The 23,423-nt window shown below is 67.0% G+C and carries 16 protein-coding genes; 10 read left to right on the top strand and 6 right to left on the bottom strand.

The window, feature by feature from the left end; translation table 11 throughout:
- The first annotated feature begins 36 nt into the window (after window positions 1-36).
- A complete protein-coding gene (locus O6X71_RS11405) occupies window positions 37-2,331 on the top strand; it encodes a TonB-dependent siderophore receptor (RefSeq protein ID WP_353465985.1) in 2,295 nt (764 codons plus the stop codon).
- Here the strand turns inward: O6X71_RS11405 and O6X71_RS11400 are convergent, their stop codons facing one another.
- The 3 genes from O6X71_RS11400 to O6X71_RS11390 all read right to left on the bottom strand — a co-directional run bounded on the left by O6X71_RS11400 (window position 2,332) and on the right by O6X71_RS11390 (window position 6,567).
- The gene (locus O6X71_RS11400; protein ID WP_353465984.1) at window positions 2,332-4,488 is read right to left on the bottom strand and encodes a histidine kinase dimerization/phosphoacceptor domain -containing protein; all 2,157 of its coding nucleotides are present in this window, start codon (window positions 4,486-4,488) and stop codon (window positions 2,332-2,334) included.
- Between the two features lie 79 nt (window positions 4,489-4,567).
- On the bottom strand, window positions 4,568-5,545 hold the full coding sequence (locus O6X71_RS11395) for a bile acid:sodium symporter family protein (protein ID WP_435368484.1): 978 nt from the start codon (window positions 5,543-5,545) through the stop codon (window positions 4,568-4,570).
- Window positions 5,545-6,567 (bottom strand): adenosine deaminase, encoded by a 1,023-nt coding sequence (locus tag O6X71_RS11390; RefSeq protein ID WP_353465982.1) that lies wholly within the window; start codon window positions 6,565-6,567, stop codon window positions 5,545-5,547. The genes O6X71_RS11395 and O6X71_RS11390 overlap by 1 nt, the downstream gene beginning before the upstream one ends.
- A gap of 133 nt (window positions 6,568-6,700) precedes the next feature.
- On the opposite strand from O6X71_RS11390, the gene O6X71_RS11385 reads away from it, so the two are divergent.
- Window positions 6,701-7,636 carry a DUF808 domain-containing protein gene (locus O6X71_RS11385; protein ID WP_353465981.1) on the top strand — a complete coding sequence of 312 codons (936 nt, stop codon included), beginning with the start codon at window positions 6,701-6,703 and terminating at the stop codon, window positions 7,634-7,636.
- Between the two features lie 268 nt (window positions 7,637-7,904).
- Here the strand turns inward: O6X71_RS11385 and O6X71_RS11380 are convergent, their stop codons facing one another.
- Window positions 7,905-9,938: a S9 family peptidase gene (locus O6X71_RS11380; RefSeq protein ID WP_353465980.1), complete on the bottom strand. Its 2,034-nt coding sequence runs from the start codon at window positions 9,936-9,938 to the stop codon at window positions 7,905-7,907.
- 125 nt (window positions 9,939-10,063) lie between these two features.
- On the opposite strand from O6X71_RS11380, the gene O6X71_RS11375 reads away from it, so the two are divergent.
- The 4 genes from O6X71_RS11375 to O6X71_RS11360 all read left to right on the top strand — a co-directional run bounded on the left by O6X71_RS11375 (window position 10,064) and on the right by O6X71_RS11360 (window position 15,347).
- Window positions 10,064-11,341, top strand: coding sequence for a hypothetical protein (locus O6X71_RS11375; RefSeq protein WP_353465979.1), 1,278 nt, complete (start codon window positions 10,064-10,066; stop codon window positions 11,339-11,341).
- A gap of 107 nt (window positions 11,342-11,448) precedes the next feature.
- Window positions 11,449-11,961 (top strand): RNA polymerase sigma factor, encoded by a 513-nt coding sequence (locus tag O6X71_RS11370; protein ID WP_353465978.1) that lies wholly within the window; start codon window positions 11,449-11,451, stop codon window positions 11,959-11,961.
- A gap of 36 nt (window positions 11,962-11,997) precedes the next feature.
- A complete protein-coding gene (locus O6X71_RS11365; RefSeq protein WP_353465977.1) occupies window positions 11,998-12,930 on the top strand; it encodes a FecR family protein in 933 nt (310 codons plus the stop codon).
- A gap of 2 nt (window positions 12,931-12,932) precedes the next feature.
- Window positions 12,933-15,347, top strand: a complete 2,415-nt coding sequence (locus O6X71_RS11360; RefSeq protein ID WP_353465976.1) for a TonB-dependent receptor — start codon at window positions 12,933-12,935, stop codon at window positions 15,345-15,347.
- Between the two features lie 134 nt (window positions 15,348-15,481).
- On the opposite strand, the gene O6X71_RS11355 is transcribed toward O6X71_RS11360, so the two are convergent.
- Window positions 15,482-15,973, bottom strand: a complete 492-nt coding sequence (locus O6X71_RS11355; protein WP_133018471.1) for a hypothetical protein — start codon at window positions 15,971-15,973, stop codon at window positions 15,482-15,484.
- A 136-nt stretch (window positions 15,974-16,109) separates the two neighbouring features.
- On the opposite strand from O6X71_RS11355, the gene O6X71_RS11350 reads away from it, so the two are divergent.
- The 4 genes from O6X71_RS11350 (at window position 16,110) to O6X71_RS11335 (ending at window position 21,822) form a co-directional block, all read left to right on the top strand.
- Window positions 16,110-19,316 (top strand): autotransporter outer membrane beta-barrel domain-containing protein, encoded by a 3,207-nt coding sequence (locus O6X71_RS11350; RefSeq protein WP_353465975.1) that lies wholly within the window; start codon window positions 16,110-16,112, stop codon window positions 19,314-19,316.
- A gap of 76 nt (window positions 19,317-19,392) precedes the next feature.
- Window positions 19,393-19,665, top strand: coding sequence for a DUF1488 family protein (locus O6X71_RS11345; RefSeq protein WP_056484951.1), 273 nt, complete (start codon window positions 19,393-19,395; stop codon window positions 19,663-19,665).
- Window positions 19,666-19,730: 65 nt separating this feature from the next.
- On the top strand, window positions 19,731-20,474 hold the full coding sequence (locus tag O6X71_RS11340; RefSeq protein WP_353465974.1) for a class I SAM-dependent methyltransferase: 744 nt from the start codon (window positions 19,731-19,733) through the stop codon (window positions 20,472-20,474).
- Between the two features lie 151 nt (window positions 20,475-20,625).
- Window positions 20,626-21,822: a multidrug effflux MFS transporter gene (locus O6X71_RS11335; protein WP_353466238.1), complete on the top strand. Its 1,197-nt coding sequence runs from the start codon at window positions 20,626-20,628 to the stop codon at window positions 21,820-21,822.
- A 6-nt stretch (window positions 21,823-21,828) separates the two neighbouring features.
- Here the strand turns inward: O6X71_RS11335 and O6X71_RS11330 are convergent, their stop codons facing one another.
- Window positions 21,829-23,304: a helix-turn-helix transcriptional regulator gene (locus O6X71_RS11330; RefSeq protein WP_353465973.1), complete on the bottom strand. Its 1,476-nt coding sequence runs from the start codon at window positions 23,302-23,304 to the stop codon at window positions 21,829-21,831.
- Window positions 23,305-23,423 lie beyond the last annotated feature (119 nt).

The following is a 23,423-nucleotide window of genomic DNA, read 5'->3' as shown; positions in this document are numbered from 1 at the left end:
TGCGAGTCATTATCAATATCAAAGTGGGTATCGCTTATGCGGGAACGTTTCATGGTCGGGATGCTGTTGGGGACGGCGTTGGGCAGCATCGCAGTGCCGGCATTCGCGGCCGAGCATGTGCTGGCCCCGGCAGTCGTTGACGCGGTCGACCCTGCGCCGACGGACGATGATATCCAGACGCGCAAGGACGAGATCGTCGTCAACGGCGAGCGTATCCGCAAGACCGGCAGCACCGGCACCAAGACCGAGACGCCGCTGATCCGCACGCCGCAGGTCATCACCAGCATCGACGAGAAGGAACTGACGCTCCGTAACGCGCTGTCGATCAACCAGGCGCTCGGCTATGTCGCGGGTGTCTCGCCCAACCAGCGCGGCAACGTCGCCACCCGCTACGACCAGCTCTACGTCCGCGGGTTCGCGCCCGGCCAGTATATGGACGGGATGCGGCTGCTCGGCGGCGTCTATTCCACGCCGCAGATCGACTTTCACTTGGTGGAGCGCGTCGACGTCATCAAGGGCCCGGCTTCAGTCCTGTATGGCAACTCGACCCCGGGCGGACTGGTCAACCTCACCAGCAAGGTCCCCTATGCGGAGTCCGGCGGGCGGATCGAGCTGGCGGGCGGCAATTTCGACCTGTTGCGTAGCGCGATCGACGTGAACCAGCCGCTCGACAAGGACCACAAATGGCTGTTCCGCGTCATCGCCGGCGCCGAGCGATCGGACGGGTTCGTCGCGATGACCGGCAACCGGCGCTATTATGCGCGGCCGATGCTGACTTTCGCGCCGGACGAGGCGACCAGCGTGACGCTGATCCTCAACTACCAGCGCGATCCGGAATCTGCGTCGTACAGCGGCGTGCCGGTCTACGGCTCGGCGCTCCCCAATCCGCTTGGCCAGTTCGCGACCGACTTCAACGTGAGCGAGCCAGCGTACGAGGCGTTCGATCGCAAGCAGAAATCGGCTACACTCTTGTTCCGCCACGACTTCAACGACAAGCTGAGCTGGGCGATCAGCGCGCGCTACCTCGACGTCGACCTCCATTATCGCCAGATCTACCTCTCCGCGTTCGCCACGACCGGTACGGGCGCCAATCGCAACACCGATTTCTCGACGATCGTGCGCGGCGGCGGCGGGTCGGATGAATCGTTCCGGACGATCACGATCGACAACCACGCGACCGCCAAGTTCGCGACCGGACCGTTGCAGCACACGCTGCTCGCGGGCGTCGACTGGCAGAACAACCAGGGTAACAACGACCAGCAGTTCAACACCGGCGTCACCACCAATCCCGCGACCAGCATCCCGAACCTGAACCTGTTCGCGCCCGTCTATGGCGGTGTGCAGCCGAACTTCCCGCTCACCCAGACGCGCAGCTTCCGCAAGATCGACCAGGTCGGCGCCTATGTGCAGGACCAGATCGCGATCGGCGGGCTGCAACTGATCGCGAGCGGCCGCTACGACTGGTACGACCAGACGACGGTGAACCGCAACGCCGCGGCAGGAACGGCGAGCGGCGTGACGCGGCTCCACCAGACCGCGTTCACCGGACGCCTCGGCGCGCTGTACGAGACCAAGTTCGGCCTCGCGCCGTTCGTCAGCTATTCGGAAAGCTTCGAGCCGCAGACCGGCACAGGCTTCGACGGCGCATCGTTCGTGCCGGTCACCGGCCGCCAGTACGAGGCAGGACTGAAGTACCAGCCACGCGGCACCAACGCGTTGTTCACGCTCTCCGCGTTCGACCTGCGCCGTCAGAATGTGCCGACGACCGATCCCGCCAACCCGAACTTCTCTATCCAGATCGGCGAGGTCGCGGTGCGCGGCATCGAACTCGATGGGCGAGGGGAGATCACGCCGGGCCTGACCGTCACCGTCGCCGGCACTTATACCGTCCCCGAAGTCACGCGAGGTACGCCGGTCGTCGGCACCGGCGATCAGCTGAGCGGCGTCACCGGCACCAAGCCGCTCGGCATATCCAAGTGGAGCGCGTCGAGCTTCGTCAACTACGACCTGTCACGTACCGGAGGCGGCGCGCTGTCCGGGTTCAACATCGGCGGCGGCGTGCGGTATGTCGGCAAGTCCGACGGCACCGCGACTCGCGTGGAGGCGAACCAGACGCTCACCACGCGGTTCCAGTCCCCGGGCTATGTGCTGGTCGATGCGGTGCTCGGTTACGATCTCGGCAAATTCGACGAGTCGCTGAAGGGCCTGAGCCTGACCGCGAACGTCGCCAACCTGTTCGACAAGCGCCACATCGCCAGCTGCTTCTTCGTCAACAGCTGTTACTTCGGCGCCTCGCGCACCGTCGTCGGATCACTACGCTTCAACTGGTGATCAGCGGACGTCGTCGACCGGCGCTGTCAGGATCACGCGCAGGCCGGGCATGTTGTCGTCCTGCTCGATCGTGCCCGACAGCCCGGCGACGATGGCGTTCATCATCCGGCTGCCGAAGCCGATCCGCGTGCCCGATTTGCCGACGCCCTGGTCCGCGACGATCAGGCGCAGCCGGTTGCGATGCTGTTCGAGGATGATGTGGATCGGGCCGGCATTGCCGCGATAGGCGTATTTGCTCGCGTTGATGACGAGTTCGGTCAGCACCAGCCCGATGTTCACCGCGCGATCGGTGGCGACCAGCACGGGCGCGAGATCGAGCGTCATCTGCGCCGCCCAGTCCTCGCCCAGCGACGTCTGCATGTCGCCCGCGAGTTCCTCGATATAGCGCGACAGGTCGACCGACTCGACCTGGTCGTCGCGGTACAGGCGGCGATGCACCAGCGCGACCGCGGCCAGCCTTGCCTGCGCCTCGGCGAGATGCTCCTTCACCTTCGCGTCGTCGGACGATTTCGCCTGCAACGACAGGAACGCCGCGACCAGTTGCAGGCTGTTCTGCACGCGGTGATTGACCTCCTTCATCAGGACGTCCTTCTGCGCGATCAACGCATCCTTGTCGGCGAGCGTCCGTTGCAGGTCGGCGTTGAGCAGGCGCAGACGCTGGTTGATATGCGCGTCGTGGAACGCGCGACGCAGGCGGTGCGCGGCCTCGATCTCTTCCCGGGTCCAGCGCCGCGATCGACCGCTGACTGCCTGTGTCCACGATTCGAACGACGTGCGCGGAGTCAGTACCGCGTTGGGATCGACCGATACCGCCTTGTGCGGATTGCCGGCCCATTCGACTTCTTCGATCTGCTCGGCACGGAACCACAACAGCACCGCTCCCTCGTCGACCAGCGGCAGCGCGAGCAGGCCGCTCGCCTGCGCACGATAGGCTTCGGCGCGGGGCAACAGTGCCGACAATTCATGCGTGGTGAACGGCTCGATCACGCCCCGCGTGCGTGCCCATGCGGCGAGATCGAGAATGTCATCCTTGCCGGGACACGGCCCATCGGTATCGACGATCGTGCCCTCGACATAGGCGAAGCCGTCGCCATCGAGCATCCGCCGGAGATCGTCGCGCAACGCGGCGACGATGCTGCGCGGCGCCGGTTCGGTCGCGAGCTTGGGGATGACCGCATCCTCCGCCGCGCGCAGCCGCAGCCGCTCGCGGTACGTCTCCGCCTCTTCCTTCGCGCGGATCTGGCGCGCGAGCCCGCCGGCCAGGGTTGCCGACGCCGCGCGGATATCGGGAGTCAGGCCCTTCGGCGAGCCGTGATGGCAGGCGATCAGGCCCCAGAGCAGCCCGTCCTTGACGATCGAGATTGACGCCGACGCCGCCACGCCCATATTGGCTAGATAGCGCAGATGGATCGACGACACGCTGCGCAGCGCGACGTCGCTCAGGTCGAGCGTCTCGAACCCGGCCGGGCGCAGCACCGCGGGCGCGTAGGCGATCGTCGGGATCGTCCGCGTCCGGTTGCGCACGTACAGCGCGCGCGCTTGTTTGGGGATGTCCGACGCGGGGAAATGGTGGTTGAGGAAGGTGCCGAGCCCCGTCGCCTTGTCCTCCGCCATTACGCGGCCCGCCTCGTCGTCGAGGAAGCGATAGACCATGACGCGGTCGAATCCGGTCAACTGGCGGAATGCGGTCGCGGCGCGCTCGCACAACGTCTGGAGGTTGCTCGCGCGCTCGAACGTCATCGCCATCGCGTTGAGCCGGCCGAGCATGCCGGCCGCAGTGACCGGCTCACCTTCGACGGGTTCGAGTTCGACCAGCACGTGTTCAGAGGTGCGGTGGAGGGTGATATCGAACCGCTCGGTCGGGCCCGCTACCGGCAGTCCGGCAAGCGCGACGCCGGCGACCGTGTCGGTGGCCGTGAGTGTCGCACCGATATCCTGCGCCAACAGCGCCGAGAGGTCGCGGCCGAGCCAGTCGGGGCTCAGGCGGGTCTCGAGATCGCCCGCGCCCGCCACGACCGTCAGGCTGGTCGCATCGGCGACGAGCAACAGGCCATGCGGCTGGATCGCACCGGGGATGTGGATCGGCTCGCGGTCGCACGCATTGAGGTCCAGCCCCACGCCATCGGTGGAACCGGCAATATCGCTCGACGCGTTCATCTACCCGAAACTCTCCTATCGAGCCTCGATCATGCAGCCCCCGGCGGAACAAAGCAAATACCCGCAGCGGGTTACGATATTAATCTGAAGCAATATCGCGTGGCGCGGACTTGGCATAGCGGCGCGCGATCACGGCGCAGGCGATCAGCTGCAACTGGTGGAACAGCATGACGGGCAGCAGGATCACGCCGACCTGCGCGGGCGGGAACAACACGCCCGCCATCGGCACGCCCGACGCGAGGCTCTTCTTCGAACCGCAGAATTGCAGCACGATCGCATCCTCGCGGGGCAGCTTCATCAGTCGGGCAACGGCAAACGTAAGCCCGAGCACGAACGCGAGCAACGCCGCACACAGCAAGCCGATGAGGATCAGGTCGCCGATCGATAATTTGGTCCACAGCCCCTCTACCACCGCGGCGCCGAACGCGCTGTAGACGACCAGCAGGATCGAGCCGCGATCGACCACGGTCAGCAGGCTCTTGTTACGCGTCACCCACGCACCGATCCACGGCCGCAACAGATGGCCTGCGACGAACGGCACGAGCAGTTGCAGCACGATCGCCTCGATACTCTCGATCGAGATCCCGCCGCTGCCCGAGGTGTTCATCAGCAGCGCGACCAGCGCCGGCGTGACGAGAATACCGAGCAGGTTCGAGAACGACGCGCTGCACACCGCCGCCGCGACATTGCCGCGCGCGATCGCGGTGAAGGCGATCGACGACTGCACGGTGGAGGGAAGCAGCGTCAGAAACAGCAACCCGGCGGCGAGCGGCCCGGTTACGAACGGCAGTGCGGTCAGCCCGAGCCCGAACAGCGGGAACGCGACGAAGGTGATGGCGAGCACCGCCAGATGCAGCTTCCAGTTGCGCAGGCCCGACAGAATCGCATCGCGCGACAGCTTCGCGCCGTGCAGGAAGAACAGCAGGACGATGCCGATATCCGCCGCGTAGCCGACGATCGTCGCCATCTCGCCGCGTGCCGGCAGCAGGCTCGCCAGCACGACGGTGCCGAGCAGCATCAGGATGAACGGCTCGAAGACCGCCAGGAACCGCCCGATCACGGATGCGCCTTCACATAGGCGTCGAGCGTCGCGAGGTGGCCGCTGAGCGCCTCGTCATCCAGGAAACTGCCGAGGAAGCTGTTGCGCGCGAGCGTCACGACCTGCTCGCGAGACAGGGTCTTCGCGCGCGCCGTCTGGCGGAAATTCTCGCCGATATAGCCGCCGAAATAGGCCGGATCATCCGAATGGATCGTCGCGCGCAGGCCGAGATCGAGCATCCGGTCGATCGGGTGATTCTGCAGCCTGTCGACGTTGCGCAACGCGACGTTCGACAGCGGGCACACGGTCAGCGTCATCGCGTCGCGTGCGAGGCGAGCGACCAGCGCCGGATCTTCCAGCGCGCGATTGCCGTGGTCGATGCGGTCGACTTGGAGGATGTCGAGCGCCTCGTGGATGTACGCCGGTGGCCCCTCCTCGCCGGCATGCGCGCACAGCATCAGCCCGGCATCCGCCGACGCCGCGAACACGCGCGCGAACTTCGATGGCGGATGGCCGACTTCGGACGAATCGAGCCCGACGCCGATGAACTGGTCGAGCCACGGCTCCGCCTGCGCGAACGTCTTGAACGCGTCGTCTTCGTCGAGATGGCGCAGGAAGCTCATGATCAGCCCCACCGACATGCCGTGCTTCGCCTGTGCTTCGTCGATTCCCGCGAACAGCCCGCGCGCGACGACGTCGAACGGGATGCCGCGATGCGTGTGCGTCTGCGGATCGAAGAAGATCTCGGCATGCACCACGCCGTCCTGCGCGACGCGGTCGAAATAGGCGACCGCCAGATCGCGGAAATCCTCTTCGGTCTGAAGCACCGCAGCGCCCGCGTAGTAGATGTCGAGGAAGGTCTGGAGATTGGTGAAACTGTACGCCGCGCGGACGTCCTCGACGCTCTTGAACGGGATCGCGACCTTGTTGCGTTCGGAGAGCGCGAACATGAGCTCAGGCTCCAGACTGCCCTCGATGTGAAGGTGCAGTTCCGCCTTGGGCAGGTTCGTTATGAAGTCGTCGTTCGGGAAGGGGGTCATGATCCGTCCTGTCGCTTGCGTCGCGGTGGCTGCAACCATTCCGCCCGCCACGCACTACCGCAAGAGCGAAAGCCGTTGCATGACAATCCTGTCACGTTACCGAGCGCCGACACCTACGCGAAGGACACCATCGATGCCGACAGGATTGGTCGCACTGCTCGACGACATTGCCGGGATCACCAAGCTCGCCGCCGCCAGCCTCGACGATATCGCCGCGACCACCGGCAAGGCGGGCAGCAAGGCGATCGGCGTGGTGGTCGACGATGCGGCCGTGACGCCTCGCTACATGGTCGGTTTCGAGCCCAAGCGCGAACTGCCGATGATCGGCAAGATCGCGCTAGGGTCTTTCCGCAATAAGCTCGTTTTCATCCTGCCGGCAGCGTTGGCGTTGAGCGCGTTCGCACCGTGGTTGCTGACGCCGTTGCTGATGATCGGCGGCACCTATCTGTGCTTCGAGGGCGCGGAGAAGATCCTCGAGGCGTTCGGCGGCGGCCATGCCGAGGAGGTTGTTGCCGAGCCGGTCGATGCCGCGACGCTTGAGGCACAGAAGGTCTCCGGCGCGATCCGCACCGACTTCATCCTCTCCGCCGAGATCATGGTGATCGCATTGTCGGACGTGGCGACCAAGCCGATCTGGGAGCAGGCGATCGTCTTGGCGCTGGTCGGCATCGTCATCACCATCGGCGTCTACGGCGTGGTCGCGCTGATCGTGAAGATGGACGATATCGGTCTGCATCTGGCGCAGCGCAGCAGCGCGGTCGTGCAGGCGATCGGGCGTGGGCTGGTGAAGGGCATGCCGATCGTGATGTCGGCGCTGTCGGTGATCGGGACGGCGGCGATGGTGTGGGTCGGCGGCCAGATCATCGTTCACGGGATCGAGGAGTTCGGGTTCACGACGCTGCCGCACTGGATCCACGATACGGCGGAGGCAGCTTCGCATGCGGTGCCGTTCGCCAAGGGGGCCGTGAACTGGGCGATGAACGCGTTCTTCTCGGGGATCGTCGGGTTGATCCTGGGTGGCGCGATCGCACTGGGCTTGCATGCGGTCAAGAAGCCGAAAGCGCACTGACCGGGAGAGCGTTGCCCGCTCTTCCTTGTTCTCCCGCGAAGGCGGGAGCCCAGTCTGGGTCCCCGCCTTCGCGGGGAAACATGTCGCGGTTGTAACGCGCTACCACCACCACAAAACACCACCCCGGCGAAGGCCGGGGCCCAATTGGGGAACGGAGGTAACGATGGATAGCCCGTCGTTACTGCAACCTTTCCAATTGGGCCCCGGCCTTCGCCGGGGTGGTGCTCATTTTGCCGGTGTGGCAGCTTCGGAGGGAAAGAGGCAGCCCCTACTTGGCCGTCCACTTCCCCATCCAGCCCAACACTTCCCCATACCATTGCCGCGAGTTCTTCGGCTTCAGCACCCAGTGGTTCTCGCCCGGGTTCACCAGCAACCGCGACGGGACTCCACGCCGCTGCAACGCGGTGAACGTCGCCAGCCCCTGCGTGTAGGGAATGCGGAAGTCTTTCTCGCCGGTGATCACCAGCATCGGCGTCTTCCACTTCGCCACGTAGTTGACCGGGTTCCATTTCTCGAACGCCTGCGGGTCCTCGTAATAGGCTTTCCCGCCATGCTCCCATTCGTCGAACCAGAGTTCCTCGGTCTCGTACGCCATGGCGCGCGCGTCGAACACGCCGTCATGCTGGACGATGCACTTGAAGCGATCGGGCCACTGCCCCTCGATCCAGTTCATCATGTAGCCGCCATACGACGCACCGAGCGCGCACGCATTGTCGGCATCGAGCCACGCGAACTTGTCGGTCGCGGCAGCCAGCCCCTTCTTCAGATCCTCGAGCGGCCAGCCGCCCCAGTTGTTGCTGATCGCGTCGGTGAAGCCCTGTCCGTAGCCGGTCGACCCGTGGAAATCGACCGCGACCAGGCCGTAGCCCGCGCCCGCGAACACCGCGGGATTCCAGCGATACGACCAGCTGTTGTTGCTCGATCCCTGCGGGCCCCCGTGGACCATGTAGGCAACCGGGACCTTCCCCGTGGAACCGTACGGCTTCACCGCATAGCCCCAGACGGTGTCCGCGTTCGCGCCCTTGAAGTTGAACCGCGTGACCGTCGGCATGTCGATCCCGGCAAGCTTGGCGGCGTTGACCTGCGTCAGCCGCTGCGGCGCACCGGAGCCGGCGACACGGTAGAAATCGTCCGGCGCGGTCAGGCTGTCGATCGCCACCACTGCACCACGCGGGGTAATCGCAACCGCGGCGACGTGACCTTCCTGCGTCAGCCGCGTGACGGCACCGCTCGTCGCGTCGACGCGGAACAGCGGCGTCTCCTGCGTGTCGTCCGCCGTCACGTAGAGCGACTTCGAGTCCGGCGCCCACGCGATCGAGCCGACCGACCGGTCCCAGCGCTCGGTCAGCGATACCGTCTTGCCGCTGGCGATGTCGCGCAGCGTCAGTACCTGGCGATCCGCCTCGAACCCCGGCCGGCGCATCGCGAAGTATGCAAGCGTGCGGCCATCGGGCGACACGGTCGGGAGGTTGTCCGTCGCCTTGTTCGCCGCGGTCAGGTTGACCGGCGCCGCCGAACCGTCCGCGGGCACCGAGAAGATGTCGAGATTGGTCGACAGCGACTCGATCCGGCCGGCTTCGCGCAGCGCGAAATAGACGGTGCGGCCGTCCGGGCTCCACGACACTTCCTCGCCGCCACCGAACGGCTTCGATGGCGCATCGCCGACCAGCGCGCCGACCAGCGGAACGCCGTTTCCGGTCGCACCGGCGGCGGTCAGCGGCAACACGAACAGTTGCGAGCGCGTGCCGTCCGCCCAAATATCCCAATGCCGCACGAACAACTGGTCGTACGTCCGCCCGGCGCCCGCATTCGGATCCTTCTTCACCATCGCCGGCTCGAGGCTCGGCGCACCTGGCTTGCGATCGGCCCAGACGAGCAGCTTGTCCCCCGTCGGCGCGACCTTGAAGCCGCTGAACCCGCCCTTGAAGCTGGTCAGCTTGCGCGGCGTGCCGCCCGTGACCGGCACCGACCAGACCGCATCCTCGCCGCCCTTGTCGGACGTGAAATATACGGTTGTACCAACGATCTGCGGGTCGTTCTCGTTGACCTGCGGATCGGCGAGCAGCTTCACCGGCGTTGCGCCCGGCGTGCTCAAGTCGAGCCGCCAGAGATCGTAGCGCCCCTTGTCCGCCGCGAGATCGGTCTCGCGCTGCGCCCAGACGAGCCAATGCCCGTCCTGCGACGCGGTCGGCGCACCAACGCGGCTGAGCATCGTCACGTCGTCGATGGTGAGTTGCCGGGCGGCGGCAGGGGCACTCGCAAAGGCGAGCACGGCGAGGCTGGCGGAGAGCATGATTTTCATGGCGTGCTTGATAGGACGCTTGCGAGATCGCGCGCAATCACCTCGATCGCTTGCGTGAAAGCACCGGTTCAGATCATGGCGGTATGACGCCTCAGAAGACCCGCGCGCCCAGGATTTCGTCGTTCATGTTCACTATATCTGTTCGGTGGTTTCTGGCGGCGACGTTGCTCGCACTCTGGGCCGGGCCGTCATCGGCGGCGCAAGTGCAACTGCCGGTCGATGCGCTCATGCAGGATGCGGGAGAGTATGCGATCCGGTTCGGCGTGCCGTTCGACGAAGCGCTTCGACGGATGCGTGCGCAGGGCGCCAGTGTGCCGACGACCGACGCGCTGCGCGAAACCTACAAGGATCGCTGGGCCGGCATCGCGATCGAGCATCAGCCGAATTACCGCATCGTCGTGCTGTTAACCGGCACCGATCCGGTCGCGGATCAGTCGGTGATGGCGGGCGGGATGGTCGTGCCGATCGTCTTCCGCACCGGCGCACTTGCGACGCGCGAGGCGGTGCTCGCGGCGATCACGGCGTATCAGGCGAAGATACGCGAGTCCCTCCCGCACCCGCCCGGACTGGGCGTTGATCAGCGAACCGGCGAACTGGTCGTGATGATCGCGTCGGGCGATGCCGATCTCGACCGCGACGGAGCGCTGCGCACCCGGATCGCGACGATGACCGGCGTTCCGGTGCGGATCGAAGCCGTTGATAAGCCGCCCGCGGACATGGCGCAGGATCAGGTCGCTCAGGTCCCCACGCTCATACCCACCCCGGTCGATAGCGGCGCGATCGAGGGCGGCGGGCGCGTCGTCGGGACGGTCGATGGCAAGCGCTATGCCTGCACGACCGGCTTCGTCGTGTCCGACGGCGTGCGCAACGGCGTGGTCACCGCGGCGCATTGCCCGGACACGCTGTCTTATGTCGGCAAGCGCCCCTCGGACGGCAGCCGCGAGGAATGGCCGCTGGCGTTCGTCGGGCAATGGGGCTGGGGGTATCAGGACGTACAGGTCAACGTCGCGACCGCGCCTGACGTCGGCTACGCACCTTTGTTCTACGCGGATACCGCCAAGACGGTTGCGCGGCCCGTCGCCACGTGGCGCTACCGCACGAGCACGCGCGCAGGCGACTTCGTGTGCCATCGCGGCGAGCGGACCGGCTACAGCTGTGCGGTGATCGCGATGGTCGATTTCGCGCCGGCGGGCGATCTGTGCGGCGGCGCGTGCCTGCCGACCTGGGTCGCGGTCGAGGGGCCGACGTGCAAGGCCGGCGACAGCGGCGCGCCGGTGTTCGAGGGCAGCACCGCGCTGGGCCTCGTCAAGGGCGGCACCTACCGCCGCGACGGGACGTGCCTGTTCTATTACTATATGTCGACCGACTACCTGCCGCAGGGCTGGACGCTGTTGCACCAGTAACCCGGTACGGGGCGCGCTGATTGTGTCTCCCCGCCAAGCGCTGTACGTCCCGCCGGGAACACGGTGCCGCCGAGCGCCGATCGGCGGCCTATCGACACGGGCATGACATGGACTCCTCGGGCCTTGAGGCCGTCTTCCTAGCAAATCGCGATACGCTGTTGCGGTTCATCCGTTCGCTCGGCGCGGGCGATGCGGAAGATCTGCTGCAAGAACTGTGGGTGCGGATCCAGACCGCCCCGACCGGACCAATCGCGTCGCCGCTGTCGTATCTCTACCGGATGGCGAACAACCTGATGCTCGATCGACACCGCGCGGTGCGGCAGGCGAAGAAGCGTGATCGCGAATGGACCGAGGCAACGGGGGGACCATCGCTGGACCGCTCCGAGGAGCCCTCCGCCGAACGCGTCGTGATCGCACGCGAGCAGGCGGCACTGGCGGAATCGGCATTGCAGTCGGTCGGCGACCGGGCGGCGCGTATCTTCCGACGTCACCGGATCGACGGGGTCGAGCAGCGTGTGGTCGCGGCGGAGTTCGGGGTGAGCCTCAGCACGGTCGAGGGCGACCTGCGCAAGGCGTATCGCGCGATGATCGATGCAAAGCGACGTTACGATGAGGCTTGATCGCAACGTCTCCGTCTTCGGCTATAGGAGGCCATGATGGCGGAGCATGACGACATCGAAGCACGCACGCTGAACGAGACCGCGCTGGACTGGGTGGTCCGGACCGGCAGCGATGCGTTCGACGACTGGCCGGCGTTCCACGCCTGGCTGGAGGCGGACCCGCGCCATGCGGCGGCGTATCATGCGATGGCGATGGATATCGAGGAGATGGCGGCGGCGGTGCCTCCCGTGCAGGCCGCGCCTATCGTCATGCAGCCTGCGCGGAGGCGCTGGCCGGTTTGGGCCGGTGGAGCGATCGCCGCGTCGCTCGCGCTGTTCGTGGGGTATGAGTCGATCGAGACGCGCGCGCATCCTTATGCCGTCGAAACCGCGGCGGGGACGATGCGGACGGTTCGGCTTGCCGATGGCAGCACGATCGCAATGGGTGGTGCGACGCGCCTGATGCTCGACCACAACGACCCGCGGGTCGCGACGCTCGAGCGCGGCGAGGCGATGTTCGTGGTCCGGCACGACGACCGCGATCCGTTCGAGGTGAGTGTCGGCGGCGCGCGTCTGGTCGATGTCGGCACCGCGTTCGACGTGAAGCGCGCGCGGGGCGAAACGCGTGTCGCGGTCTCGGAAGGCGCGGTCGACTATAATCCGGGCCGCGACGGCATCCGGCTCGTGAAGGGGCAGGGGCTGGTGGTGCGCGACGGCAAGGCGACCGTGACCACGGTCGATGTGGCCAGCGTCGGATCGTGGCGCGACAGCGTGCTGGCGTATGAAGGCGCGACCTTGGCGGAGGTCGCGGACGACCTGTCGCGCGCGCTGGGCGTGGACTTGCGCGCCGATCCGGGCGTTGCGACGCGCGCGTTCAGCGGCAGCATCGCGACCGCCAAGCTGTCCGGCGATCCCCGCCTCGCCGCGCCGTTGCTGGGTGTCGCGATCCGCAAGCGTGGCGGTCACTGGGTGATGTCCTCCCGCTCGTGAGGATGCGCGGATGTCTGGTCGTCGCGGCGCTCGCCGTCGCCGCTCCCGCGCAGGCGGGGCAGGGGGCGGTCGACTTGCCGGCGGGGCGTCTTGGGGACGCTGTGCTGGCGCTCGGGCGGCAGTCGGGGACGAGCATCGTCGTCGGCGATCCGGCCTTGTGGGCGCGGCGCGTGCCCGCGGTACGCGGACGAATGAGCGCGCGCGAGGCGCTCGACCGGCTGGCGACCGCGGCGCATGCGGACGTCGTCGCAGCGGGCGCTTTCGGGTGGCGGCTGACTGCCCGCACGCCCCGCGTCGTTCGGGTGAAGCGGCCGAAAGTCGTGCCGATTGCCGCACCGCCGGCGGTCCAGGGCGCGGACATCGTCGTCACGGGCAGCAAGCGCGACGTCCGGCTGCGCGATTTCGCAGGGCAGGTCGCGTTGCTCGATGGCGTCGATCTCGCGCTCGGTGGTGCGGGCGGGACCGAGGCGATCCTCGCGCGGCTGGCGAGCGTGTCGTCGACGCATCTTGGCGCCGGGCGTAACAAGCTGTTCATCCGCGGCATCGCCGATTCCAGCTTCACCGGACCGACCCAGACCACCGTCGGCCAGTATTTCGGCGACCTGCGGCTGAGCTACAACGCGCCCGATCCCGATCTGCGGATGTACGATATCGCCTCGGTCGAGGTGCTCGAAGGGCCGCAGGGGACGCTGTACGGCGCGGGGTCGCTCGGCGGGATCATCCGTACCGTGCCCAATGTGCCGGAGATGGGCGCGGTGTCGGCATCGATCGCGGGCGGGCTGTCGGCGACGTGGCACGGCGATCCTGGCGCTGACCTCGGCGCGACGCTGAACGTGCCGCTCGGCGAGCGGGTCGCGCTACGCGTCGTTGGCTACGGCGTGAGCGAGGGCGGGTATATCGACAATCCCGTGCTCGACCGGCGCGACGTGAACCGGACGCGGATCGGTGGCGGGCGGGCGGCGCTGCGGCTCGATGCGGGGAATGGCTGGACGGTCGATCTCGGCGGCATCGGGCAATGGACCAAAGGCGACGACAGTCAGTACGCCGACCGCGACGCGCCGCCGCTGACGCGTTCGAGCGCGATCGTGCAGGGCTTCTCCGCGGACTACACGATGGGGCAGGTCGTCGTATCGGGCGCGATCGGCGGATTGAAGGTCAAGTCCTCGACCGGGATCGTCAGCCAGACGCTGACCGAACGGTACGACGCGACCCTGCCAGCAGTCGATCCGACGCTACCGATCACCAACTGGCCTGCATTCGGCAGCCCCCTGACGACCGCCGCGGGCAGCCCGCGCGTGTTCGCGCAGCGCAACGCGACCGACATGATCGCGAACGAGACGCGGGTATGGCGGCCGATGCGGAACGGGTTCGGCTGGGTGGTCGGCGCCAGTTACACGCATAATCGCACACGGTTGTCGCGCTCGCTCGGCCCGGTCGATGCGCCTGCACCAGTGACGGGCGTGACCAACAGCATCGACGAGGCGACGCTGTACGGCGAGGGAAGCGTGCAACTGGTGCGAGGGGTGACCGCCACCGCCGGCGCGCGGGTGACGCGGGCATCGCTCGCGGGGACCGGCGAGGACATCGCGCCGGCGCGGCTGGAAACGGTCGCGCTCGCCCGTGCGCGCGTGACGGCGGACCGGATCGAGACGAGCGTGCTGCCGTCCGCCTCGCTGATCGCGGCGGTGTTGCCGAAGGTGTCACTGTACGGGCGCTACCAGCAGGGGTTTCGGCCCGGCGGGCTCGCGATCGAGAGCGATTTCGTCCGGCGGTTCGAGAATGATCGCGTGCGGACGCTGGAGACCGGCATGCGCTTCGGGCTCGCCGGGGTCGATCGCGCGTACCTGACGGCGAGCGTCTCGCACACGATCTGGCAGGATATCCAGGCCGACTTCATCGACGCGACCGGCCTGCCGAGTACCGCCAACATCGGCGACGGGCGGATCTGGACGTTCAGCGCGGCGGGCGGGTGGAAGCCGGTCGCCGGGCTGACGCTCGACGCGGGCTTTACCTACAACGACAGTCGCGTGACCGAACCGAGCGCAGCGCTGTTCGTGGCGCTCGCGCGGATGAGCCAGGTGCCGAACATCGCGCGTTATGCCGGGCGGCTGGGGGCGGATTACCGGCGTGATATCCGGCGGGATCTGGAACTGCGGGTGTATGGCTGGGCGCGCTATGTCGGGCGGTCGCGGTTGGGTGTCGGCCCGGTGCTGGGCGAAGAGCAGGGCGATTATCTCGATACGGCGCTGACGGCGCGGATCGGGCGGCCGTCGTTGGGCGTGACGCTCGGGGTTACGAACCTGACGGATAGCGTCGGCAACCGGTTCGCGCTGGGGACACCGTTCCAGGTCGGGAGTGGCCAGATTACCCCGCAACGTCCGAGGACCATCCGCATCGGCCTGGACGCCGCCTTCTAACTTCTCCTCTCCCTGGAAGGGAGGGGTCGGGGGTGGGTCGGCTTCCGCGTGTTCTAGCGGTGGTGGCTCGAGCGGGCCGACCCACCCCCAGCCCCTCCCTTTCACGGAGGGGAGCCCAGAAGCGCCTGATCAACTCACCCCTTCGCGTTCACCAGTGCTCGCTGATCGGCCGGCAGCAACGCCAGCGCCGTCTTGTAGCAATCCTCCACATGCGAATTACCGACCAGCTTCATCGCCCCGAAGCTGATCGTCGCCGCCACCGCCGAACCCGCGAACGGCACGAACTTCGCCATCGATCCCACCGCGATGCGAGCGCCGACGCGGCGGAGGAGCGCGACGACGATACGCTTCGTCACCATCCGGCCGATCATCGTGTTGCCGAGACTCGACGCCATCACAAGCGCCTGCTGCGCAAGCTGCGGCTCGAGCTTCTGCACCTGTTCGTGATCGAGCCCGAAGCGCTTGCTGATCTCGGGCAGCAGCTTGGTAAGCAGGCCGATGTCCGCGACGATGTCCGCGCCGGGGATCGGCACGACGGCCGCACCTGCCGACATCATCGACCGCGTCGTGACGAGGCGCTTGCTGTCGTCGCGGATGCGGTCGAGTTCGGCGATGGTGGTGATCATGCTGGCGTTTCCCTGAAGATATCCGCCGCACAACGCGCCGCCTCGGCCATTGTGCCGCACCATGCCGCATCAACGTTAAAGGTTCGCAGGCCGCGTCTCCGTCCTCTTCTCGAAAACACATCGAAAAGGGTTCCGTATGCGTCGTCTCCTGCTGACCACCACCTGCCTGTTCGCGGTAACGACGGGCGCCCAGGCGCAGACCGTGATCGACACCAAGCGGACCGACGCGGTGCGGACCTCGACGATCAAGGCCGGCGCCCCCGACAATATCCGCATCGCCGCCGCGGGTTCGGTGACGCCGACCACCGGCACGGCGGTAACCGTCGACAGCGTCAACTCGGTCACCAACGAAGGCACGATCCAGGTCACCAACGCCGACGGATCGACCGGCATCCTCGCCAACGCAGGTACCGGCGGCGGCATTACCAACGCCGCGACCGGCAAGATCATCATCGACGAAAGCTATGTCGCGACCGACACCGACAAGGACGGCGACCTCGATGGCCCGTTCGCGGCCGGCACCGGACGGACCGGAATCCGCACCGCGGGCGCGTACACGGGCGCGATCGTCAACAGCGGCGCGATCACCGTGAAGGGCAACAACTCCGCCGGCATCTGGCTCGGCGGGCCGCTGACCGGCGCCTTCACGCATGACGGCCAGACCGCGGTCACCGGCAACGGATCGACCGGCGTGCGGATCGCCGACGTCACCGGCAACGTCCGGCTCGCCGGTACGATCGCGGCGATCGGGCAGGGCGCGGTCGCCGCGCGCGTCGATGGCGACATCGCGGGTGCGCTGGTGGTGCAGGGCGCACTCGGCTCGACCGGCTATCGTTATGCGACGGCACCGGCCGATACAACCAAGCTCGACGCCGACGATCTGTTGCAGGGTGGATCCGCGCTGGTCGTCGCGGGCAACGTCTCGGGCGGCATCATCTTCGCGATCCCGCCCAAGGACGCGAGCACGACCGATACCGACGAGGACAAGGACGGTCTTCCCGACGCCACCGAAGGCTCGGCGGCGATTACCTCGTTCGGCGCAGCGCCGGCGGTGCAGATCGGATCGGCCACGCGTGCCGTCGCGATCGGCGCGGTCGCCGGCACAGGGACCGGCTTCGGGCTGATCGTCGACGGCGGCATCGCGGGCAGCGGCGTCTATGGCGGCGTCGAGGGCAATGGCCTGGCGATCGGTGGCCTTGGCGGCGCAGTAACGATCGCAGGCGGGATCGGTATCAACGGCACCGTAGCGGCAACCGCGAACGGCGCGAGTGCGACCGCGTTGAAGCTTGGTACGGGCGCGTCGACGCCCGAGATCCGCAACGCCGGCACGATCTCCGCGGCAGGCGGCGGCACGACCGCATCGCGTTCGACCGCGGTCCTGGTCGACACCGGCGCATCCGTCGCGACGATCCGCAACAGCGGCACGATCAAGGCGACCGCGCAGGCCGCCGACGGCACCGCGATCGCTATCCTCGATCGGTCGGGCACCGTCACGCTGGTCGAGAATAGCGGCGGGATCGGCGCATCGGGAGCACTCGCCACCTCCGAGCGCAACGTCGCGATCGACCTTTCGGCGAACACGACCGGCACGATCGTTCGCCAGACCGCAGTCGCGACCGGCATCGCGGCGCCCGCGATCGTCGGCGACGTCCGCTTCGGCAGCGGCAACGACGTATTCGACGTCGCGGACGGCACCGTCACCGGCACCGCGCGCTTCGGCACCGGCAACAACCGCCTCGCGCTGTCGGGCGATGCCAATTTCTCCGGCGGCGCAGTGTTCGGCGCTGGCAACGACGCACTTACTCTCGCCGGGACCTCGGTGTTCAGCGGCGCGGCGGACTTCGGCGGCGGTACCGACACGCTGACGCTCGGCGGCACGTCGCGCTTCTCCGGCACGCTCGTCAATTCGGGCGGCCTCGCGGTCGCGGTCAACGGCGGCACGCTCGACATCACCAAGGCCGCGTCGATCGCGTCGCTGTCGGTCGGCGGCGGCGGTATCCTCGCCGTGACGCTCGACAAGACTGGCGGCACCAGCACGGCGATCCAGGTCGCCGGCACGGCATCGTTCGACAAGGATTCGAAGCTCGCCCTGAAGCTCACCAGCGTCGTCGATGCGGAAGGCCGCTACACGGTCCTTCGCGCGGGCACGCTGACTGGTGCCGCAAACCTGACCGCAACCACGACGACGCTCCCGTTCCTCTACAAGGGCAGCATCGCGACCGGTACGGGCAATGACCTGGCCGTCGATATCGCGCGCAAATCGTCGATTGAGCTCGGGCTCAACCGCTCGCAGGCGTCGGCGTACGACGCGATCTACAAGGCGCTCGGTAACGACGCGAAGGTCGGCGGCGCGTTCCTCAACATCACCGAAGCCGAGGCGTTCCGCGGTTCGGTCCGCCAGATGTTGCCCGACCATGCCGGCGGCACGTTCGAGACCGTGACGATGGGCTCGCGCGCAACCGCCCGCCTGCTCGCCGACCCGCACGGCCCGTTCAAGGACGAGGGCAAATGGGGTTATTGGGTGACCCAGGTCGCGTGGGGTACGTCGAAGAGCGTCGCCGATACCGCGGGCTACGACGTCAGCGGCTGGGGCGTTTCGGCAGGTGCGGAGTACAAGACCGGTGTCGGCAATTTCGGGACCTCGCTCGCCTATCTGCACGGCCAGGATGCCGACGACGGCACGGACAACGAGGTGAATTCGGACCAGTATGAGCTGGCCGGATACTGGCGCGGGCATTGGGGCGGCCTGCAGGCCAATGCCCGCGCGTCGGGGGCCAAGGTGAAGTTCGACGGTGTCCGTCAGTTCGCCGGCGCGATCGGCGCCGAGGCCGTTGCCCGGACCGCCAAAGGCAACTGGGACGGCACGCTGTACGCGGCGTCCGGCGGCCTGTCGTACGAGGCGGGCACCGGCATGCTCACCTTCCGCCCGGTCCTCGCGATCGATTACTACAAGCTCAAGGAGGACGGCTACAGCGAGACCGGCGGCGGCAAGGCGATCGACCTCGTCGTCCGGTCACGGACCAGCGACGAACTGGCGGTCACCGGCAGCGGCGCACTAGGGCTGAACTTCGGCGGACCCAAGTTCGAGAACGGCTGGTTCCGCGTCGAAGCTGAAGGCGGCCGTCGCCAGATCGTCGGTGGCGGCCTCGGTGCGACCACAGCGTCGTTCGAAGGCGGCCAGTCGTTCACGCTGACCCCCGACAAGCGCACCAGCGGCTGGGTCGGCAAGCTGCGCGGCGTCGGCGGCAACGGCATCTTCCGGATGGGCGGCGAGTTCAATGCCGAGCAGCAACAGGGCCGCGTCGCGCTGTCGTTGCGCGCCAACCTCCAGATTGGGCTTTAGGCAACCGCACTTTTCGGGGGTGGAATGGCTCGATTCCGCCCCCGGACTGTTGTCGGCGCATAGCAGGAGCGAAGATATGGCCGAAGACCGTTTGAACATCGACACCAAGACCCTCGAGGACAATAGCGACCTGCGCCAGGTCGAGTTCGAGGCCGAAGTGAGCGAGGAACGCTATCAGTTCGCGGTCCAGTACGACGTGCTCGAAGCGCTCAGCACGGTATCGCCCGAAGGCGACGCCGTGACGATCTTCAAGCAACACGCCGAGGAGATCGCGGAGCTCGGCGTCGTCGCACTGGCGCGCGATCCCGACCAGGAGATCGTCGTCATCAGCGAAAACGATCTGGACTAGCGCCGGCTTCGGGTCGATCCTCCCCACCGAGCCGGCATTGTCGTCCGGACGGTGGGAGACGGATGATGAAAACGATCTGGACGAGCGTTGCAGTGGCGATGACCATCGCGGCGAGCACAACCGCAGCGCATGCGCAGAAGGTCAGCCCCGCGGTCACCAGCGCGCTCGCCGATCCGGCGCGCGCCGACCAGCAAGGCGATGATGCCCGCCGCAAGGCCGCCGACGTGCTCGCCTTCTCCGGCGTGCGGCCGGGTAACGTCGTCGTCGATTACTTGCCGGGTGCCGGCTATTGGACCCGCATCTTCACCGGCGTGGTCGGACCCAAGGGCCATGTCTATGCAGTGTGGCCGGCAGCCGGCGCGAAATACGCCGAGAAGACATTGCCCGCACTTCAGGCGCGCAATCTCGCCAACTTCACCGCCGTCGTCCAGACTACCAACCTGCCGACCTCGCCCAAGCCGGTCGACCTGTTCTGGACCGTGCAGAACTACCACGACATCGCCAATAACGGCGGCGGCGAGGGCGCGTTGAAGGCGTTCGACAAGGCGGTGTTCAACATGCTGAAGCGCGGCGGCATCTACGTCGTGATCGATCATGCGGATGCCCCCGGCAGTGGCCTTAGCGGGACCGAGACGCGGCACCGGATCGACCCGGCCACGGTAAAGGCGCAGGTCCAGGCGGCAGGGTTCAAGTTCGTTGGCGAATCCACCGCACTGCGCAATCCGGCCGACGATCACACAAAGCCGGTGTTCGACCCCGCGATCCGCGGCACGACCGACCAGTTCGTCTACAAGTTCAAGAAGCCGTAAGCGCATCGGCGACTGGTCGACGGCATCCTCGTCGTTCGATCAGTCGCCATCGCCTTCCCGTCATCGCGATCGAGTCCAGCGCTCGGGCATGGCGTTCGAGCCGGGACAGTCCTAAGCGACTTCGATGAACGACAAAATTGCTGCCCCATCGATGCGTCCAGGCGAGTTCGTCGCCTTCATCGCCGCGTTGATGGCGGTCAACGCACTCGGCGTCGACCTAATGCTGCCCGCGCTCGCCGATATCGGTCACCAGCTCGGCATCGCCACCGCGAATCACCGCCAGTGGATCATCACCGCCTACATGCTCGGCTTCGGCGCGGGGCAGCTCGTCTACGGGCCGCTCGCCGATCGCTACGGCCGCCGGATCATCCTGCTCGTCACGCTCACGGGCTTCGTCGCGGCGAGCATCTTCGCCGCCGGATCGCAGACCTTTGCCGCGCTGCTCGGCGCGCGCGTTCTGCAGGGGCTGATGTCCGCATCGACGCGCGTGCTCGCGGTCGCGATCGTGCGGGATCGGTATTCGGGCCGCCAGATGGCGCGCACGCTGTCCGTGGCGCAGATGATCTTCTTCCTCGTGCCGATCATGGCGCCCAGCCTGGGGCAGGTGCTGCTCGCATTCGGTCCGTGGCGGTTCATCTTCTACGCGCTGGCCGGCTTTGCGGCGTTCGTCCTCGCGTGGTCGGTGACGCGGTTGCGGGAATCGCTGCCGGTCGAGCGCCGCTCGCCACTGTCGTTCGCGTCGCTCCGCCAGGCGTACACGCTGACGCTGACCAACCGGTACTCGGCAGGTTATGCGGTCGCGGCGTCGATGACGTTCGGCGGGATCATCGCCTTCGTCTCGTCGGCACAACAGATCTTCGTCGACGAGTTCCATGCCGGCGAGCGGTTCACGATCCTGTTCGCGGTCTGTGCGTTTTCGATGGGGTGCGCGTCGTTCGCCAACAGCCGGCTGGTTGAGCGCCTCGGCACGCGCCTCATATCGCAGGCCGCGGTGCTGGGGCTGATCGCGCTCTCGGTGGTCCACATCGGCGTGATCGCCGCGGGGTCGGAATCGTTATGGACCTACATGCTGTTCCAGGCGCTGAGCATGACGTGCATCGGCCTGTGCGGCTCCAATTTCGGGGCAATGGCGATGGAGCCCGTCGGGCACATCGCCGGCACTGCGTCGTCGATCCAGGGGTTCATCACCAGCGTCGGCGCGGTGATCGTTGGCTCGCTGATCGGTCAGTCGTACAACGGCACGACCTATCCGCTGGCGATCGGCTATCTCGCGATCGGGCTGGGCGTGCTGGCGGTCGTGTACGTGGTCGAGGGCGGCAAGCTGTTCCACGCGCACCACAAGGCCTGATACGCGTTACGCCCCGACGCCGCGTTCGTGCGCCCACACGATCGCGGCGCTGCGCCGGTTGACGCCGATCTTGGCGTAAAGCCGCGCGACATGGTTGCGGACTGTGTTCCGCGACAGGTCGAGCCGGGTGGCGATCGCCGCATCGTCGAGGTCCTGGCAGATCAGTTCGAGCACCTCGCGCTCGCGCTTGCTGAGTTCGGTGGTGGGGGGCGTCGCGCCCGAGCTGGCGCGTGGATTTCGCAGCGTCGCCAGCTTGTCCATGATCGACCGGCTGAGCCAGTTGGCGTCCTTCATCACCGCGTCGATCGCCTCGACCAGTTCGAGTTCGCCGCGGCGGCGCGCCGTGATGTCCTGGTACAGCCACAGGACGCAGGGCGTGCCGTCGACGCTGATCCGTTCGGCGGAGACGAGGCAGTCCAGCGTCTCGCCGTTCTTGTGCAACAGGCGGACATCGTGGCCGCGAATGCCGTTCCGCTCGCGAATCTCGGTTTCCAGTTCCACCCGCTGCGCGGCGTCGTTCCACAGCTGGAGATCGTCGGCGATCCGGTCGACGACCGCGTGATCGGTGTAGCCGGTGAGGCTCTTGAACGCGGCGTTGACCTGCACGATGCGGTTCTCGTCGCCCTTGGTGATGACCATCGCGACGGGGGCCATCTCGAACACCGATGCGAAATGCCGTTCGCTCGCCTGTAACGCCAGTTGCGCGCGCCGCCGGGGCTCGAGGTCGGCGAAGGTGAACAGCAGGCAGTCCTCGTTGGCGAGTTCGATCGGCTGGCCCGCGAGGATGACCAGCGTCTTGTCGCCCCCCGCGAGCGGCAGTTCCGCCTCCAGTTGTGGCACGGTCTTGCCGGCCGCCACGCGTTCCTTGACGAACGGCTTGCGCTCGACCTCGGCGAGGAAGTCGAGATCGAACAGCGTCTTGCCGACGATCTGGTCGCGGTCGTAGCCGGAGAGATCGAGGAACCCCTGGTTGACCAGGACATAGCGCTGGTCGGCGACCCGCATGATGAGGGCAGGGGCGGGGTTCGCATGGAACATCGCCTGGAACCGGTCCTCCGCGTCGAACCGTTCGGAGACGTCGTTGATGACCATCCCCAGGCAATCGGGATCGCCGCCATCCTCGTCCATGACGATGTCGCGGACCTGATGCACCCAGCGCGGCTCGTCCGCATCCGGTGACGAGACTTCGACGATCAGGTCGGGAAAGCTCTCGCCGGCGAGCAACCGCATCAACGGATATTCGCGGCGCGGCAGCTTGCGACCGTCACGGTACCGAAGCCTGAAGCGCGCCGCGTAATCGTCCGCGGTCTCGCCCAGGTCGGCCAACGTCTTCACCCCGTGCATCTTCAACGCCGCCGGGTTCGCGCTGAGGATAATGCCGGTCGGGTCCATCAGGATCACCCCTTCGAGCAACCCGGTCATGAGCTGTTCGAGATGGTGCAGCGTCGGGGCGTGGAGCGGCTTGCCGTTGGTCTTGGTCATGCCTGTCCAGCGACCAAAAGGGGGCTCCGGTTCCGCGCCCGGCGCTACATTTGTACCAATACGACGGGTATGTGAGCACCAATCGCAAAATCCTGGCGCGGCGCCGAAACTGAACGGAT

Source organism: Sphingomonas faeni, assembly GCF_040407505.1.
Taxonomy (GTDB): domain Bacteria; phylum Pseudomonadota; class Alphaproteobacteria; order Sphingomonadales; family Sphingomonadaceae; genus Sphingomonas; species Sphingomonas faeni_E.
Note: the sequence above shows the minus strand (reverse complement) of the source record. Positions and strands in the feature narration are given on the sequence as shown.